Source organism: Xylophilus sp. Leaf220 (assembly GCF_001421705.1).
Classification (GTDB): domain Bacteria; phylum Pseudomonadota; class Gammaproteobacteria; order Burkholderiales; family Burkholderiaceae_C; genus Xylophilus.
Genome location: NZ_LMKO01000001.1, coordinates 810,842 through 826,481, shown reverse-complemented (window position 1 = coordinate 826,481; position 15,640 = coordinate 810,842). Strand labels below are relative to the sequence as shown.

At 71.5% G+C, this 15,640-nt stretch carries 12 protein-coding genes; all 12 read left to right on the top strand.

The window, feature by feature from the left end:
* Nucleotides 1–165 precede the first annotated feature (165 nt).
* On the top strand, nt 166–1,260 hold the full coding sequence (gene apbC / locus ASE76_RS03725) for an iron-sulfur cluster carrier protein ApbC (RefSeq protein ID WP_055834796.1): 1,095 nt from the start codon (nt 166–168) through the stop codon (nt 1,258–1,260).
* Nucleotides 1,261–1,276: 16 nt separating this feature from the next.
* Nucleotides 1,277–2,257 carry a LysR substrate-binding domain-containing protein gene (locus ASE76_RS03720; protein WP_055834793.1) on the top strand — a complete coding sequence of 327 codons (981 nt, stop codon included), beginning with the start codon at nt 1,277–1,279 and terminating at the stop codon, nt 2,255–2,257.
* 192 nt (nt 2,258–2,449) lie between these two features.
* Nucleotides 2,450–4,078: an OFA family MFS transporter gene (locus ASE76_RS03715; RefSeq protein WP_055834790.1), complete on the top strand. Its 1,629-nt coding sequence runs from the start codon at nt 2,450–2,452 to the stop codon at nt 4,076–4,078.
* A 44-nt stretch (nt 4,079–4,122) separates the two neighbouring features.
* Nucleotides 4,123–5,673 (top strand): methyl-accepting chemotaxis protein, encoded by a 1,551-nt coding sequence (locus ASE76_RS03710; protein WP_055834787.1) that lies wholly within the window; start codon nt 4,123–4,125, stop codon nt 5,671–5,673.
* Nucleotides 5,674–5,745: 72 nt separating this feature from the next.
* The gene (locus ASE76_RS03705) at nt 5,746–8,094 is read left to right on the top strand and encodes an FdhF/YdeP family oxidoreductase (protein WP_055834784.1); all 2,349 of its coding nucleotides are present in this window, start codon (nt 5,746–5,748) and stop codon (nt 8,092–8,094) included.
* Nucleotides 8,091–8,414, top strand: coding sequence for a hypothetical protein (locus tag ASE76_RS03700; RefSeq protein ID WP_055834782.1), 324 nt, complete (start codon nt 8,091–8,093; stop codon nt 8,412–8,414). Before ASE76_RS03705 ends, ASE76_RS03700 begins: the two co-directional genes overlap by 4 nt.
* Nucleotides 8,411–9,304, top strand: a complete 894-nt coding sequence (locus tag ASE76_RS03695; protein WP_055834779.1) for a formate dehydrogenase accessory sulfurtransferase FdhD — start codon at nt 8,411–8,413, stop codon at nt 9,302–9,304. Before ASE76_RS03700 ends, ASE76_RS03695 begins: the two co-directional genes overlap by 4 nt.
* Nucleotides 9,305–9,457: 153 nt before the next feature.
* Nucleotides 9,458–10,240, top strand: a complete 783-nt coding sequence (gene creB, locus ASE76_RS03690; RefSeq protein ID WP_055834776.1) for a two-component system response regulator CreB — start codon at nt 9,458–9,460, stop codon at nt 10,238–10,240.
* Nucleotides 10,241–10,289: 49 nt separating this feature from the next.
* Entirely contained in the window at nt 10,290–11,726 is a 1,437-nt protein-coding gene (gene creC / locus ASE76_RS03685; protein WP_055834773.1) for a two-component system sensor histidine kinase CreC, read from the top strand.
* A gap of 253 nt (nt 11,727–11,979) precedes the next feature.
* Nucleotides 11,980–14,106 (top strand): VIT and VWA domain-containing protein, encoded by a 2,127-nt coding sequence (locus tag ASE76_RS03680; protein ID WP_055835624.1) that lies wholly within the window; start codon nt 11,980–11,982, stop codon nt 14,104–14,106.
* 19 nt (nt 14,107–14,125) lie between these two features.
* Nucleotides 14,126–15,052, top strand: coding sequence for an exosortase Q (gene xrtQ / locus ASE76_RS03675; RefSeq protein ID WP_082447879.1), 927 nt, complete (start codon nt 14,126–14,128; stop codon nt 15,050–15,052).
* Nucleotides 15,039–15,617 carry a hypothetical protein gene (locus ASE76_RS03670; protein WP_055834770.1) on the top strand — a complete coding sequence of 193 codons (579 nt, stop codon included), beginning with the start codon at nt 15,039–15,041 and terminating at the stop codon, nt 15,615–15,617. The genes xrtQ and ASE76_RS03670 overlap by 14 nt, the downstream gene beginning before the upstream one ends.
* The last annotated feature ends 23 nt before the right edge of the window (nt 15,618–15,640 follow it).

Below are 15,640 nucleotides of genomic sequence, written 5' to 3'. Positions count from 1 at the left end.
GTGGACGGCATTTCAAAACGAAAGACGCGGCTGGTGTGCCTTCGAACCTGCTTTCTGCTGCGACCGGACCATCTCCGCGCGCGAAGTAGGTGTACTTCCTCGGCAGAGCCCAGCCGCTAGACTTTCCAGCCTCATTAACAGCGACCCAGTGCTTCCTTTTTGCTTATGACCATCTCTCAACAGGCCGTGCGCGACGCGCTGCAAAAGGTCGTGGATCCCCTGACCGGCAAGGATTTCATCGGCAGCCGGGCCGTCCACGAACTGACCGTCGAAGGCGGGCAGGTGGCCTTCCGCGTGGCGCTGGGCTACCCGGCGGCGAGCCGGCAGGCGGCATTGCGCGAGGCGCTGACCGCGGCGGTGCGGACGGTGCCGGGGGTGGAACAGGTCGCGGTGCGATTCGGCACCGAGATCGTCGCCCACTCGGTGCAGCGCGGCCTGCAGCCGATGCCGGAGGTGAAGAACATCATCGCGGTGGCTTCGGGCAAGGGCGGGGTGGGAAAGAGCACCACCGCGGCCAACCTGGCGCTCGCCCTGGCAGCCGAGGGCGCCACGGTGGGGCTGCTCGATGCCGACATCTACGGCCCCAGCGTGCCGACGATGATGGGCATCGCCGGCCAGAAGCCGGCCAGCGAAGACGGCAAGACGATGGAGCCGCTGGTCGCCCACGGGATCCAGGTGATGTCGATCGGCTTCCTGGTGGAGCCCGACCAGGCCATGATCTGGCGCGGCCCGATGGCCACGCAGGCCCTCGAACAACTGCTGCGCCAGACCAACTGGAAGGGCCTGGACTACCTGGTGGTCGACATGCCGCCCGGCACCGGCGACATCCAGCTCACCCTGAGCCAGCGGGTGCCGATCGCCGGCGCGGTGATCGTCACCACGCCGCAGGACATCGCGCTGATCGATGCCCGCAAGGGCGTGAAGATGTTCGAGAAGGTGGGCGTGCCGCTGCTGGGCCTGGTCGAGAACATGGCGGTGCACGTCTGCAGCCAGTGCGGCCATGCCGAGCACATCTTCGGCGAGGGCGGCGGCCAGCGGCTGGCGGCGGAATACGGCATGGACTACCTGGGGGCGCTGCCGCTGGCGCTCGACATCCGACTGCAGGCCGACGGCGGCACCCCGACCGTGGCCGCCGCGCCCGACGGACCGCACGCGGCCGCCTACCGCGACATCGCGCTGAAGGTGGCGGTGGCGCTGGCCGGCCGCACCAAGGATTTCTCGGCGCGGTTCCCCACCATCACGGTGAGCCAGGACACCTGATGCACCGCGCCGCGGCATGAACCTGCTCGCCATGCGGTACCTGCTGGCGCTCAACGAGCACCGGCACTTCGGCCGCGCGGCGCAGGCCTGCCACATCACCCAGCCGGCGCTCTCCAACGCGCTGAAGGCGCTGGAGCAGGAATTCGGTGTGGTCATCGTGCAACGCGGCCGCACCTACGCCGGCCTGACCCACGAAGGCGAGCGGGTGCTGCTGACCGCCCAGCGCATGGTGCGGGAGCGCGAGATATTGCAGGAGGAGCTCAACAGCGGCGCTTCGCGTCCGCAGGGCAGCCTGCGGCTGGGTGCGGTGCCCACCGCGATGCCGGTGCTGGCGCATTTCGCGGCGCTGCTGCATGCGCGGCACCCGGGCATCGCGCCGGTGGTGCGCTCGATGAGCTCGCCCGAGATCGAGGCCGAGCTCGACGGCCTGGCGCTCGACCTGGGGCTGGGCTACACCGACCGGCTGGGCGAGCGGGGCCTGCGGCTCGAATCGATGCCCCAGTACGGCGAGCGTTACTACTTCGTGCACCGCGCGATCCACGGCCCGCCGGTGCCGCCCGACGCCGCCGCGGTGCGCGGCCCGGCCCGCGGCGCCTCGATCTCGTGGCGCGAGGCGGCCGAGCATCCCCTGTGCCTTCTCACACCCGAGATGCACAACCGCACGATCGTCGACAGCGCGCTCGCCATCGCCGGGGTGCAGGTCAAGCCGGCGATCGAAACCAACTCGGTGCTGGCGCTGGCGCTGAGCGTCGTGGCGGGCCGCACCGCCACCATCCTGCCCGCAGCCCTGCTCGACGTGCTGCACGGCTACGCCGAGTTGCGGGCGCTGCCCCTGGTCGGCCCCGACGTCGTCACGCCGGTGGGCTTCCTGGTCAACCCTGACGCCCGCTCGTCCCGGGTGATGCAGGCGGCGCTGGACCTGGCCCAGGACGCGGCCTGGATCGCCCAGGCGGTGCGCACCGGCATGGCCGGCCGCGGCGAAACCGGCTCGGTGTAAGCCCCGATAGGGCCGGCCCCGATGGCGAGGGGGCAGCTTTATGCCATCTTTGTATCCATAAGAAAAGTCATTTAGTTTCTGAATCGGGGCATTTTCAGAACGAATTGGACCTGTGGCCGACGCCACCAGACACTCGCGCACCGAAAAAATCCGGCCCGCTGCGATGCGGGCCCCACCGAGGAGAAAGAACACATGGCGAACTTCCTGGACAAGGAGCGCACCATTGCCGGGCCCGGCTTCAACCGCTGGCTGGTACCACCGGCCGCGCTCGCGATCCATCTGTGCATCGGCATGGCCTACGGCTTCTCGGTGTTCTGGCTGCCGCTGTCGAAGGCGCTCTCCACGGCCGGCAAAGGTGCGGCCTGCGGCAAGGACGTGGGATTCTTCTCCCAGCTGTTCACCACCCAGTGCGACTGGAGCGTGGCGACGCTCGGCTGGATGTACACCCTGTTCTTCGTGTTCCTGGGCTGCTCGGCCGCGATCTGGGGCGGCTGGCTGGAACGGGCCGGCCCGCGCAAGGCCGGCGTGGTGTCGGCCCTGTGCTGGTGCGGCGGCATGGCGCTGTCGGCCATCGGCATCCACCTGCACCAGTTCTGGCTCATGATCCTGGGCTCGGGCGTGATCGGCGGCATCGGGCTGGGGCTGGGCTACATCTCGCCGGTCTCGACGCTGATCAAGTGGTTCCCCGACCGCCGCGGCATGGCCACCGGCATGGCGATCATGGGCTTCGGCGGCGGCGCGATGATCGGCTCGCCGCTCGCGGCCGAGCTGCTGAAGATCTTCTCGACGCCCACCGACGTCGGCGTGGCGCCCACCTTCCTGGCGATGGCCGCGATCTATTTCGTCTTCATGATGGCCGGCGCGCTGCTCTACCGCGTGCCCGCCACCGGCTGGAAGCCCGCCGGCTGGACGCCGCCGCCACCGTCGGCGAACGCGATGATCACCCAGCGCCACGTGCATGTGAAGAAGGTCTGGGGCATCCCCCAGTTCTGGCTGATCTGGATCGTGCTGTGCATGAACGTCAGCGCCGGCATCGGCGTGATCGGCATGGCCTCGCCGATGCTGCAGGAAGTCTTCGGCGGTGCACTGATCAACGTGCAGGCCCGCTACTCGGAACTCGACAAGCCGCAGCTGGCCGCCATCGGCGTGATCGCCGCCGGCTTTACCGCGCTGCTCTCGCTGTTCAACATCGGCGGCCGCTTCTTCTGGGCCAGCATCTCCGACAAGCTCGGCCGCAAGCTCACCTATGCGATCTTCTTCGTGCTGGGCGGCCTGCTGTACGCCAGCATCCCCGGCTCTGCCGGCGCGGGCAACAAGCTGCTCTTCGTGGGCGCCTTCTGCATCATCCTGTCGATGTACGGCGGCGGCTTCGCCACGGTGCCGGCCTACCTGGCCGACCTTTTCGGCACCCAGTTCGTCGGCGCGATCCACGGCCGCCTGCTGACGGCCTGGGCCACCGCCGGCATCCTGGGCCCGGTGGTGGTGAACTACATGCGGGAGTACCAGCTGGGCCTGGGCATTCCGCGCGAGCAGGTCTACAACCAGACGATGTACATCCTGGTGGGCATGCTGGTGATCGGCTTCATCGCCAACCTGCTGGTACGCCCCCTGGCCGACAAGTGGTTCATGTCCGACGACGAACTGGCGGTCGAGAAGAAGCTGGCCCACGAGAAGGCCGCGGCCTCCGAAGTGGGTGCCGGCAGCGGCACGGCCGGCACCACCAGCCCGGCGCTGGTGGCGCTGGCCTGGGCGGCGGTGGGCATTCCCCTTGCTTGGGGCACCTACCGTACGCTGCTGAGCGCGGCGAAGTTCTTCAATTGAGCTTGCGGATGCGGCGCCTGCCGTATGCGCCAGGAACCTGACCCATGGCCTTTCCAGGTGCTCTCCAGCGACGTATCGACCGAGCCGCGCGGCAGTTCGCCGCCGGCTTCTCCGGAGGCTTCGCGCTCGACCGGCAGCAGGAGGTCGATCTGGGTGGCCGCCCGTCGCCGGCGCTGTTCTGCGGCGGCCGCCTGCTGAACGGCGATTTCTCGGTGCCCGACCGTTTCACCGCCGACAGCGGGGTGCGGGCGACCGTCTTCGCCCGACAGGGCGACGACTTCATGCGGGTCACCACCTCGGTCCAGCGGCAGGACGGCGCCCGCGCCGTCGGTACGCTGCTTGACCGGTCGCATCCGGCCTACCGTCTGCTGGTGCAGGGCCGGCCCTACGCCGGCTATGCGACGGTGTTCGGCCGCCAGAACATGACCCACTACGACCCGGTGCGCGATGCGTCGGGCGAGGTGGTGGGCGTGCTCTACGTGGGCCTGGACGTGAGCGAGATGCACACCTTCGACGCCGCCACCCAGATCGGCCTGGCGGTGCTCGGCGGCCAGTGGCTGCTGTGGGCCGGGGCGTGGATGCTGCTGCCGTCGCTGACCGGGGAAGAGCGGATGCCGTGGCTGGCCTACGGCACCGCGGTGCCGCTGGCCACCGCGGCGCTGGTCTATGGCCTGGTGCGCCGCGGCGTGGCAGGCGCGATCGACGACGGCCGCCAGGCGGCCCAGCGCGTCGCCGGCGGCGACCTCACTACCCAGCTGCACGTGCCGCGCCGCGACGACGTGGGCCAGCTGCTGCACGCGATCAACGGCATCAGCGTCGGCCTGGCGGGGCTGGTCGGCAACGTGCGCCGTGGCGCCGAATCGCTGCGCGGCGCCACGCAGGAGATCGCCGCCGGCAACGACGACCTGGCGACGCGCACCGAGCTGCAGGCGGGCGAAGTCAACGCCACCGCCTCTGCGATGGAGCAGCTCACCGCCACCGTGGTACAGAACGCCGACAACGCCCAGCGCGTGAGCGGCCTGATGGGCGGCGTGTCCGACATGGCGGCCCGCAGCGGCAGCGTGGTGGGCCAGGTGGTGCACACCATGGGCGAGATCCGCGCCGGTGCGCACCGCATCCAGGACATCATCGGCATCATCGACGGCATCGCGTTCCAGACCAACATCCTGGCGCTGAACGCAGCGGTGGAGGCGGCGCGCGCCGGCGAGCAGGGCCGGGGCTTCGCGGTGGTGGCGTCCGAGGTGCGGGCCCTGGCCCAGCGCTCGGCCGACGCCTCGCGCGAGATCCGCGGCCTGATCGCGGCATCGGTCGGTCAGGTCGATGCCGGCAGCGGACAGGTGGAATCGGCGCGGGTCGCGATGGACGACATCATCCGTTCGATCGGCGAGGTGAGCGGCTTCATCGACGAGATCGCCTCGGCCAGCCGCGAGCAGCGCCAGGGCATCGAGTCGGTCAACCAGAGCGTCGGCCGCATCGAGGAAATGACCCAGCAGAACGCGGCGCTGGTCGAGGAGGCCGCCGCCGCCGCGGGCCGCATGCGCGAGCAGGCCGCCGCCCTGGCGGATGCCGCCGGAAGTTTCAAAGTCCACATCTGATCCGGCGAAACAGGGGAACGCTGCGCGGTACGCAGCCTCCAACCCCCACCGAGATCCGCACAGGAGACCCCCATGAGCGAACAGAAAATCGAGTTCTACAACGGCCCCGCCGGCGGCTGGGGCGCACTGCGTTCCGTGGGCCGCGCCCTGCAGCGGCAGGACATCGCCATCAAGGGCGCCAAGACGCTGCTCTCGGCCAACCAGCCCGACGGCTTCGACTGCCCGGGCTGCGCCTGGCCCGACCGCAACCACGCCTCGACCTTCGAGTTCTGCGAGAACGGCGCCAAGGCCGTCGCCGCCGAGGCCACCGCCCGCCGCACCGGCCCCGAACTGTTCGCGCAGTACAGCGTGGCCGAGCTGGCGCAGCAGAGCGACTTCTGGCTCGAGGACCAGGGCCGCCTGACGCACCCGATGGTCTACGACGCGATCACCGACCACTACCTGCCGATCGACTGGGACGACGCCTTCGCCCTGATCGCCCGGCACCTCAACGGCCTGCCCGACCCCAACCAGGCGATCTTCTACACCTCGGGCCGTGCCAGCAACGAGGCGGCCTTCCTGTACCAGCTGTTCGTGCGCGAGTACGGCACCAACAACTTCCCCGACTGCTCCAACATGTGCCACGAGCCCAGCGGCAGCGGCATGCGGCCGCAGATCGGCGTGGGCAAGGGCACGGTGCAGCTCGACGATTTCGAGAAGGCCGACGCGATCTTCATCTTCGGCCAGAACCCCGGCACCAACCATCCGCGGATGCTGGGCGAACTGCGCGAGGCGCACAAGCGCGGCGCCAAGATCGTCAGCTTCAACCCGCTGCGCGAGCGCGGCCTGGAGCGCTTCCAGGACCCGCAGAGCAAGATGGAGATGGCCACGCTCGGCTCCACGCCCATCAGCACCCACTACTTCCAGCTGCAGGTCGGCGGCGACCTGGCCGCGGTCAAGGGCATGATGAAGCAGCTGGTCGAGTGGGAGGACGCGGGCCAGCCGGTGCTCGACCACGCGTTCATCGCCGAGCACACCCAGGGCGTCGACGCGCTGCTGGCCGACCTGCGGGCCGAGAGCTGGGACGCGCTGGTGACCGAGTCGGGCCTGAGCCGCGAGCAGATCCGCCAGGCCGCCGAGCTCTACCGCAACGCCAAGAGCACCATCGTCTGCTGGGGCATGGGCATCACCCAGCACAAGCATTCGGTCGCCACCATCCAGCTGATCGTCGACCTGCTGCTGCTGCGCGGCAACATCGGCCGGCCCGGCGCCGGACCGTGCCCGGTGCGCGGCCACAGCAACGTGCAGGGCGACCGCACCATGGGCATCTGGGAGAAGCCGCCGGCGGCGCTGCTCGACAAGCTGGAGCAGGTCTTCGGCTTCCAGGCGCCGCGCGCGCACGGCTTCGACGTGGTCGAGGCGATCCAGGCGATGCGCGACGGCCGCGGCAAGACCTTCTTCGCGCTCGGCGGCAACTTCGCTTCGGCCACGCCCGACACCTTCGAGACCTGGAAGGCGCTGCGCAACTGCGACCTGACGGTGCACGTCACCACCAAGCTCAACCGCAGCCACGTGGTCCACGGCAAGGAAGCGCTGATCCTGCCGTGCCTGGGCCGCACCGAGATCGACATGCAGGCCACCGGTGCCCAGGGCGTGACGGTGGAGGACTCGATGGGGATGGTGCACATCTCGAAGGGCATCAACCCGCCCGCGTCGGAGCACCTGCTGTCGGAGCCGGCCATCGTCGCCCGCCTGGCGCACGCCACGCTGGGTGCGCGCAGCCGCATCGACTGGCTCGGCGTGGTGGCCGACTACGACCGGGTGCGCGACCTGATCGAGCAGGTGTTCGTCGACTTCAAGGACTTCAACACCCGGGTGGCGGTGCCGGGCGGCTTCAAGCTGCGCAACACCGCCGCCGAGCGCGTCTGGGCCACCGCCACGCAGAAGGCCAACTTCTACGCGCACGCCCTGCCCACCGACACGCCGGTGCACAAGGCCCGCGCCCGGATCACCGACACCATCGTGTTCAACCTGGGCACCACCCGGTCGCACGACCAGTACAACACCACCATCTACGGCATGGACGACCGCTACCGCGGCGTCTTCGGCCAGCGCCGCGTCGTCTTCATCCATGCCGAGGACATCCGCGCCCTGGGCCTGAAGGACGGCGACTGGGTCGACATCCAGACCGTGTGGGACGACGGCCAGGAGCGCCGCGCCGACCGGTTCAAGCTGGTGCAGTACGACATCCCGCGCGGCTGCCTGGCGGCCTACTACCCCGAGACGAATCCGCTGGTGCCGCTGGAATCGGTGGCGCTGACGGCCGGCACGCCGACCTCGAAGTCGATCCCGGTGGTGCTGGTGCCGCACCATGCGGCCCCGGCCGACGGTGCCGGTGCCGGTGCTGGCGCCGCGCGCGAGGCCGCGGCGGTCGCCGCTTGAGCGACGGCGCGCTGCCGGAAGGCCTGGCCGCGGCCCTGCTGCTGACGCTGGCCGAGAAGCCGGCGGGCGAGGCCGCCTCGGTGCCCTGGCTCGGCAAGCGCCTGCAGCGGGAGGCCAGCGTGGTGATGCGCACGCTGGCGATGATGGGCAATGCCCGCATCGGCAGCCGCCAGGGACCGGGCTGGGTGGACGTGGCGCACGACGGAGAGCGGTGGATGGTGCGGCTGCTGGCGCCCGGCGCCGAGGCGGTGCGGCAGCTGGTCGAGGCCCACGGCGGCGATGATGGCGTGCCCGACGCGCCTGCCGAACCCGACCGATGACCGACCGCACCCCGACCTTCCCGCCCGACGGCACCGCCTTGCCGCCCGCTGTGCTGCCGGCGCAGGTGCGGCGCCAGCGCCTGGAGGCCGGCGCGGTGCGGTCGGCCGCCGAGGACGACCAGGTCGCCAACGAAGTGCCGGTGGCGCTGGTCTTCAACGGCATCTCCCACGCGGTGATGATGTGCACCCCGCAGGACCTGGAAGCCTTCGCGCTGGGTTTCGCGCTGAGCGAAGGCATCCTCGACACCCGCGCCGAATGCTTCGGCATCGAGACCCGGCTGGCGGCGTGCGCGCCCGCCGCCGGCGAGGGCGAGGGCGGCGACCCCGAGACGCCCGCGGTCGAGGTGCATCTGGACATCGCCAGCCGCGCCTTCGCCCGCCTGAAGGAGCGCCGCCGGGTGCTGGTGGGCCGCACCGGCTGCGGCGTCTGCGGCATCGACAGCCTGGCCGCCCTCGACCTGGTCCCCGAGCAAGTGCCGCAGGCCGGCTGGCTGGCCACGCTGGATGCGCGCACCGTGCTGGCCGCGTTCGACGGCCTGCAGGCCCTGCAGCCGCTCAACGCGCAGGTCGGCTCGCTGCATGCGGCCGGCTGGGCGCTGCCCGACGGCACCCTGACCGACGTGCTGGAGGACGTGGGCCGGCACAACGCGCTCGACAAACTGCTGGGCCGGCTTGCGGAAGAAGGCCGGCTCGGCACGCCGGGTTTCGTCGTCATGTCCAGCCGCGCCAGCTACGAACTGGCCCGCAAATGCGCCCGTCTGGGCGTGCCGGTGCTGGCGACCATCTCGGCCCCCACCGCGCTGGCGATCGACATCGCCCGGCAGGCCGGCATGCAGCTCTGGGGCCTGTGCCGCGGGCCGCGGGCGGTGCGGTACGCCGGCGGCGGCTGAACGCCTTGCAGGACGGTTGCTATAAAAGGAATAGCTGATGGTCGGCGTGCTGCGCCGGCCGTGGCTATTTTTCTTTCGAAACTCCGGTCCGGGCTGCGCCAGGGGCGGGGCGCCGCCAGCCGGTCGCCCCGGCCCCCTCGCTACCATGCGCCCATGAGCGCCGTGCCCCCGACTTTCTCGCCCCGCATTCTCCTGGCCGAAGACGAGCCGGGCATCGCCGACACCCTGCAGTACGTGCTGCGCAGCGACGGCTTCCAGCCCGTCTGGTGCGCCACGGCGCAGGAGGCGCTGGCGGCCTTCTCGCAGGAGCGGCCGGCGCTCGCGATCCTCGACGTCGGCCTGCCCGACATGAGCGGCTTCGAGCTGTTCCGCTGCCTGCAGGCGCTGCCCGGCGGCGCGCAGGTGCCGATGCTGTTCCTGACCGCCCGCAGCGACGAGATCGACCGGGTGGTGGGCCTGGAGCTGGGCGCCGACGACTACATCGCCAAGCCGTTCTCGCCGCGCGAACTGGTGGCCCGGGTGCGCACCATCCTGCGGCGCAGCGAGCGGGGCGCCGCGCCGGCCGCTGCGGTGCCGGTTCCCGCCACGGCGGCGCCGGCCGCACCGCCGGCACCGCCGGCCGCTCCGGCCTCGCCGTTCCGCATCGACGGCGAACGCCGCCAGATCCGCTACTACGGCCGGGCGCTGGAACTCTCGCGCTACGAATACGGCCTGCTGTGCCTGCTGGTGCAGCGCCCCGGCCGGGTCTACACCCGCGACGAGCTGCTGGAGATGGTCTGGGACACACCCGGCAGCAGCTTCGACCGAACGGTGGACGCGCATGTGAAGACGCTGCGCGCCAAGCTGCGGGCCGTCGCACCCACGCCCGACCCGATCCGCACCCTGCGCGGCGTGGGCTACGCCCTCAACGAAGACCTTCCGGCGCAGGCGGCATGAGCGCGGCCCGGCTTCTTCGCAGCGGCGCCGTCAGCCAACGCGCAACGCGATGAGCCGGCGCTCCCGCATCTTCCTCGCGCTGCTGCTGATCTACGTGGCCGGCATCGCGGGCCTGCTCTACCGGGTGGTGCTGGATATCGACCCGCGCTACCGCGAATCGGCCGAGGAGGCGCTGGTCGAGACCTCGCAGACGCTGGCCAGCCTGCTGGAGCAGGACGTGGTGGCCGGCGCGGTCAACACCGCCCGCTTCGACGCGCTGTTCCGCAGCGTCTACGGCCGGCAGTTCTCGGCCCAGATCTACGGCCTGCACAAGAGCCGGGTGGAGCTGCGCGCCTACGTGACCGACGCCGCCGGCCGGGTGCTGTTCGACACGCTGGGCGCCAGCGTCGGCGCCGACTTCTCCCGGCGGGCCGATGTGGCCCGCACCCTCGACGGCGTCTACGGCGCCCGCACCACCCGCGACGTGCCGGCCGATCCGCTCACCTCGGTGATGTACGTGGCCGCGCCGATCCGCTGGAACGGCGAGATCGTCGGCGTGGTGAGCCTCGGCAAGCCGGTGCAGAGCTTCGGCCAGTTCGTGGAAGACGCGCGCGCCCGCACCCTCTGGGTCGGCGTGGGCTCGGCACTGGCCCTGCTGCTGCTGGCGCTGATCGTCTCGGTCTGGCTGGTGCGGCCCTTCGGCCTGGTGACCGACACGGTGCGCTGGGCGCGCCGCCAGCCCCGCCTGCGGCCGAGGCAGCTCCTGCGCTACCTGGTCGGCACGCTACGCGCCAGCGTCCACGAGATGCGCGACGCGCTCACCGGCCGCAACTACGTCGCCGACTATGTGCAGACCTTCACCCACGAGGTGAAGAGCCCGCTGTCGGCGATCCGCGGCGCGGCCGAGCTGCTGCAGGAGCCGGCCATGCCGCAGGCCGAGCGCGAGCGCTTCCTGGGCAACATCGGCCGCGAGGCCGAGCGCATCCAGGAGATCGTCGACCGGATGATGGAGCTGACCGCGCTGGAGACCCGGCGGGTGCTCGACCGCAGCGAGCCGGTCGCCCTCGGCCCGCTTCTGGAGGACCTGGCCGCCAGCGCCCGGCCGGCGGCGGCGATGCGCCAGGTGGAGGTGGCCGTGCGCCTGCCCGCGCAGCCGGTGCTGGTGGAGGGCGATCCGTTCCTGCTGCGCCGGGCGGTGAGCAACCTGCTCGACAACGCGGTCGATTTCTCGCCCGCCGGCAGCACGGTGCAACTGGCGCTGGACGCGACCGCCCGGCAGGCCCGCATCGCCGTGCGCGACCGGGGGGCCGGCATTCCCGACTACGCCCGCGACAAGGTGTTCCAGAAGTTCTACTCGCTGGCCCGCCCGCACAGCCGCAAGAAGAGCACCGGCCTGGGCCTGGCCTTCGTGCACGAGATCGCGGTGCTGCACCGCGGCGGGATCGCCCTCGTCAATGCCGCGGGCGGCGGGGCCGAGGCGACGCTGGTGCTGCCGCTGTCGGGCTAGCGGGCAGCGCCGGCCGGGTGCTACGTTTTTGATAGCATGTGGTCGGCGCGGGACGCCGGCTGCAGGCACTTTTCATCGCGAGACGGGCCGAACGGCTCGCACCGAAGGCGGCCGCCGCCTCCTCGCACGGCGCCGGCACCGCACCGGCACTTCACCCGGACTTCACACACGCCCCCTCGGCTTCTCATTGCCTTCCTGTCGCCGCTCGACAGTGCCCCCTGTGCACCGTCGCACGGCCCCGCAGGAAGAAGAAATGCCGACCACCGAAGCCCTTGTCCCCGCACCGCACGCCGACCGCACGGCCCGGTCGCCCCGCCGCGCCGGCGGCCGCCTCTGGATCGCGGTGCTGTGCGGCGCCACGCTCTGCTGCGCGGCGATGAGCGTGCGGCCCCTGTGGGCGCAGGAGGTGGCGCCGCGCCCGGCCACCGAGAGCCCGTATTTCCTCGTGTCCGGAGGCGATGCGGCCACCGACCGCCTGCCGCTGAAGAAGACCGAGGTCGACGTGCGCATCTCCGGCGTCATCGCCGACGTCACCGTCACCCAGCACTACCGCAACGAAGGCAGCCGCGCGATCGAGGCCCGCTACGTGTTTCCCGGCTCCACCCGCGCGGCGGTCAGCGGCTTGAACGTGCGGCTGGCCGACCGGCTGGTCACCGCGCAGATCCGCGAGAAGCAGCAGGCCCGCATCGAGTACCAGACGGCCCAGGCCGAAGGCAAGACGGCCGCGCTGCTGGAGCAGAAGCTGCCCAACGTGTTCCAGATGAACGTCGCCAACATCCTGCCGGGCGACGACGTGCGGGTGGAGCTGCGCTACAGCGAACTGCTGGTGCCGCAGGGCGGCAACTACCAGTTCGTGTTCCCCACCGTGGTCGGCCCGCGCTACAACAGCCCGCAGTCGGAGAACGCGGCAGCTGCATGGGTGGCCCAGCCCTTCCTGCGCAGCGGCGTCGCACCGGCCGGCGACTTCGCGCTGAAGGTGGCGCTCGACACGCCGCTGGACCTGCAGGAGGTGCGCTCCCGCACCCATGCGATCGAGGTGCACAGGGACGGCCGCGATGCGCGGCATGCCACCGTGGCGCTGGCCGCGGGCAGCGGCCCGGCCCACGACCGCGATTTCGTGCTCGACTACCGGCTGGCGGGCGATGCGATCGCCTCGGGCCTGATGCTGCACCGGGCGCAGGGCGGCCCGGGCGGCGGCGAGAACTTCTTCCTGGCGATGGTGGAGCCGCCCAAGGCGGTGGCGGCCACCGCGATCTCGCCGCGCGACTACGTCTTCGTGGTCGACATCTCCGGCTCGATGCACGGCTTTCCGCTGGATACCGCCAAGCAGGTGCTGGAGCGCCTGATCGGCGGCCTGCGGCCCAGCGACACCTTCAACGTGCTGCTGTTCTCGGGCAGCAACAAGGCGCTGTCGCCGCATTCGGTGCCGGCCACCCGCGCCAACATCGACCGCGCGCTGGCCACCATCGGCGACGCCCGCGCCGGCGGCAGCACCGAGCTGATCCCCGCGCTGCGCCGCGTCTACGACGAGCCGAAGGCGCCCGACGTCTCCCGCACCGTGGTGGTGGTGACCGACGGCTACGTGACGGTGGAGCGCGAGGCGTTCGAGCTGGTGCGGCGCAACCTGTCGAATGCCAACCTGTTCACCTTCGGCATCGGCTCCTCGGTCAACCGGCACCTGATGGAGGGCCTGGCACGCGCCGGGATGGGCGAGCCCTTCGTCATCACCGACCCGGCCCAGGCGCCGGAGCAGGCCGCGCGGTTTCGCCGCATGGTCGAGTCGCCGGTACTGACCAGCGTCCGGGCCCGCTTCGAGGGGCTGGACGTGTACGACGTCGAGCCGGCGGTGCTGCCCGACGTGCTGGGCGAGCGGCCGGTGGTCGTCTTCGGCAAGTGGCGCGGTGCGCCGACCGGCCGCATGGTGGTCGAAGGCCGCAGCGCCAGCGGCCCCTACCGGCAGGAGGTGGCGGTGGACGGCACCGCGCGCCACGAAGCACCCGCCCTGCGCACCCTGTGGGCCCGGCACCGCATCGCCGCACTGAGCGACCAGGAGGCGCTGGAGGGCGGCGATGCCCATGCCAAGCCGATCACCGCGCTGGGCCTGCAATACGGGCTGCTGACGCAGTACACGAGCTTCATCGCGGTGGACCAGGTGGTGCGCAACCTGGCGCCGCAGGATGCCGAGGGCGTCGACCATCCGTCTCCGTTGCCCCAGGGGGTGGGCGAGCAGGCGATCGGCCAGAGCGTGGGCGCCGAGGTGCCCAGCACGCCGGAGCCAGCGGCCCTCGGCGCGGTGGCGGTGGTGCTGTCGGTGCTCTGCATGCTGCAGCGCCGGTCCCGCCGCCGCGGTGGCCGCCATGCAGAACGCTTCACTGCCTGAGTAGGCGGAGGACATCGCGATGCAATCCCGTCTCCTGCAATCCCCCGCCTTCGTGCACGGCGGCATCCGCCTCGACCGCTGGCCCGCCGGCGCCTGGCTGGCGCTGCAATGCGCCGCGCTCGCGCCCACCGGCCTGTGGATGGCACGCCGCATGGCCGACGGCTCCGACGATCCGCTGGGCGCTCTGGCCCTGGCGGCCCTCGCCGCGCTGGTGTGGCAGCAGCGCGGCAGCCTGCGGGCCTCGCCACGGTTGGGCTGGATGGCGCTGGCGATGGGCGGCACCGTGGCTGCGACGCTGGCCGGCAGCGGCGCCGGGCCGTGGCTGCCCGCGCTGTCGCCCCTGTTGGCCGGCCTGGTCGCGGTGCTGGCCCTGGCGGCCGGGCTGGTGGCCGTCGTGCCGCCGCGGGTGGCCGCGGCGCCGGTGGCGGGGCTGGCGGTGCTGGCGCTGCCGCTGCTGTCGTCGCTGCAGTTCTACGCCGGTTATCCGCTGCGGGTCGTCACCGCCGAGGCCAGCCGCTGGCTGCTGGCGCCGGGTTTCACCGTGGCCCGGGAAGGCACCACGCTGCTGGTCGACGGCCAGCGGGTGATCGTCGACGCACCGTGCTCGGGCGTGCAGATGGTGTGGCTGGGCTACTTCACCGCCTGCACGGTGGCGCTGTGGGCCGGCCGCGGTAGCCGCAGCTTCTGCGCGCGGCTGCCGGTGGTGGGTGGGCTGGTGCTGGCGGGCAACATCGTCCGCACCAGCCTGCTGGTGGCGCTGGAGGGCGCGGGGCATGCGCCCGCGCCGTGGGTGCACGACGGGCTGGGCCTGGTGCTGCTCGCGGCGGTGTGCGGCGGCATCGCCTGGGCGATGGCGCGGCAGGCGCGGGCGCCTGTCGCCAAAGGTTCCTGTCCGGCACCATGGCCGTCGACCATCGCCAGCGGAGAGCGCCATGCAGCCGTCTAAGGTCCACTGGCTGGCCAACCGTTTCGTGCACCGGGTGTTGCACAAAGGCATTTTCGGCATCGCAATGCTGCTCTGCATCGCATGGAACCTGGGCCATGCGCTGCGCGCCCCGGCAGCGGCCGATGCATCGGCGCCGCAAGGCCACGAATGGCCCTCCACCTGGGACGGCGCGTCGCTGCGCCCGCTGGCGCTGAGCCCAGTGGAAGACGCCTTCGCCCGCCGATTCCCCGGCGCGATCGCGCGGATGACCGACGGCAGCCGCACCCTGGTGCTGCGCCAGGTCGATGCGCCCACCCGCATGCTGCATCCGTCGGCCGACTGCTACCGCGCGCTAGGCTACCGCATCGCCCAGGCGCGGCTGGAGCAGGATGCGCGGCAGCGGCTCTGGCGCTGTTTCGCGGCCCAGCGGCCAGGTGCGGTACCGCTGCGGGTGTGCGAGCGGATCGTCGATGCCGAGGGCCAGGCCTTCACCGATACCTCTGCCTGGTACTGGGCCGCGGCCATCGGCCGGTCGACGGGGCCGTGGCAGGCGGATACGGTCGCGCAGGTCGGGAGTGCGCCGTGAGCGCGGCGTTCGGATGGTGCCGC

What these genes read in the sequence shown, in the direction of transcription:
- apbC (WP_055834796.1), top strand. Translation starts at nt 166, where the DNA reads ATGACCATCTCTCAACAGGCCGTGCGCGACGCGCTGCAAAAGGTCGTG.
- ASE76_RS03720 (WP_055834793.1), top strand. Translation starts at nt 1,277, where the DNA reads ATGAACCTGCTCGCCATGCGGTACCTGCTGGCGCTCAACGAGCACCGG.
- ASE76_RS03715 (WP_055834790.1), top strand. Translation starts at nt 2,450, where the DNA reads ATGGCGAACTTCCTGGACAAGGAGCGCACCATTGCCGGGCCCGGCTTC.
- ASE76_RS03710 (WP_055834787.1), top strand. Translation starts at nt 4,123, where the DNA reads ATGGCCTTTCCAGGTGCTCTCCAGCGACGTATCGACCGAGCCGCGCGG.
- ASE76_RS03705 (WP_055834784.1), top strand. Translation starts at nt 5,746, where the DNA reads ATGAGCGAACAGAAAATCGAGTTCTACAACGGCCCCGCCGGCGGCTGG.
- ASE76_RS03695 (WP_055834779.1), top strand. Translation starts at nt 8,411, where the DNA reads ATGACCGACCGCACCCCGACCTTCCCGCCCGACGGCACCGCCTTGCCG.
- creB (WP_055834776.1), top strand. Translation starts at nt 9,458, where the DNA reads ATGAGCGCCGTGCCCCCGACTTTCTCGCCCCGCATTCTCCTGGCCGAA.
- creC (WP_055834773.1), top strand. Translation starts at nt 10,290, where the DNA reads ATGAGCCGGCGCTCCCGCATCTTCCTCGCGCTGCTGCTGATCTACGTG.
- ASE76_RS03680 (WP_055835624.1), top strand. Translation starts at nt 11,980, where the DNA reads ATGCCGACCACCGAAGCCCTTGTCCCCGCACCGCACGCCGACCGCACG.
- xrtQ (WP_082447879.1), top strand. Translation starts at nt 14,126, where the DNA reads ATGCAATCCCGTCTCCTGCAATCCCCCGCCTTCGTGCACGGCGGCATC.
- ASE76_RS03670 (WP_055834770.1), top strand. Translation starts at nt 15,039, where the DNA reads ATGCAGCCGTCTAAGGTCCACTGGCTGGCCAACCGTTTCGTGCACCGG.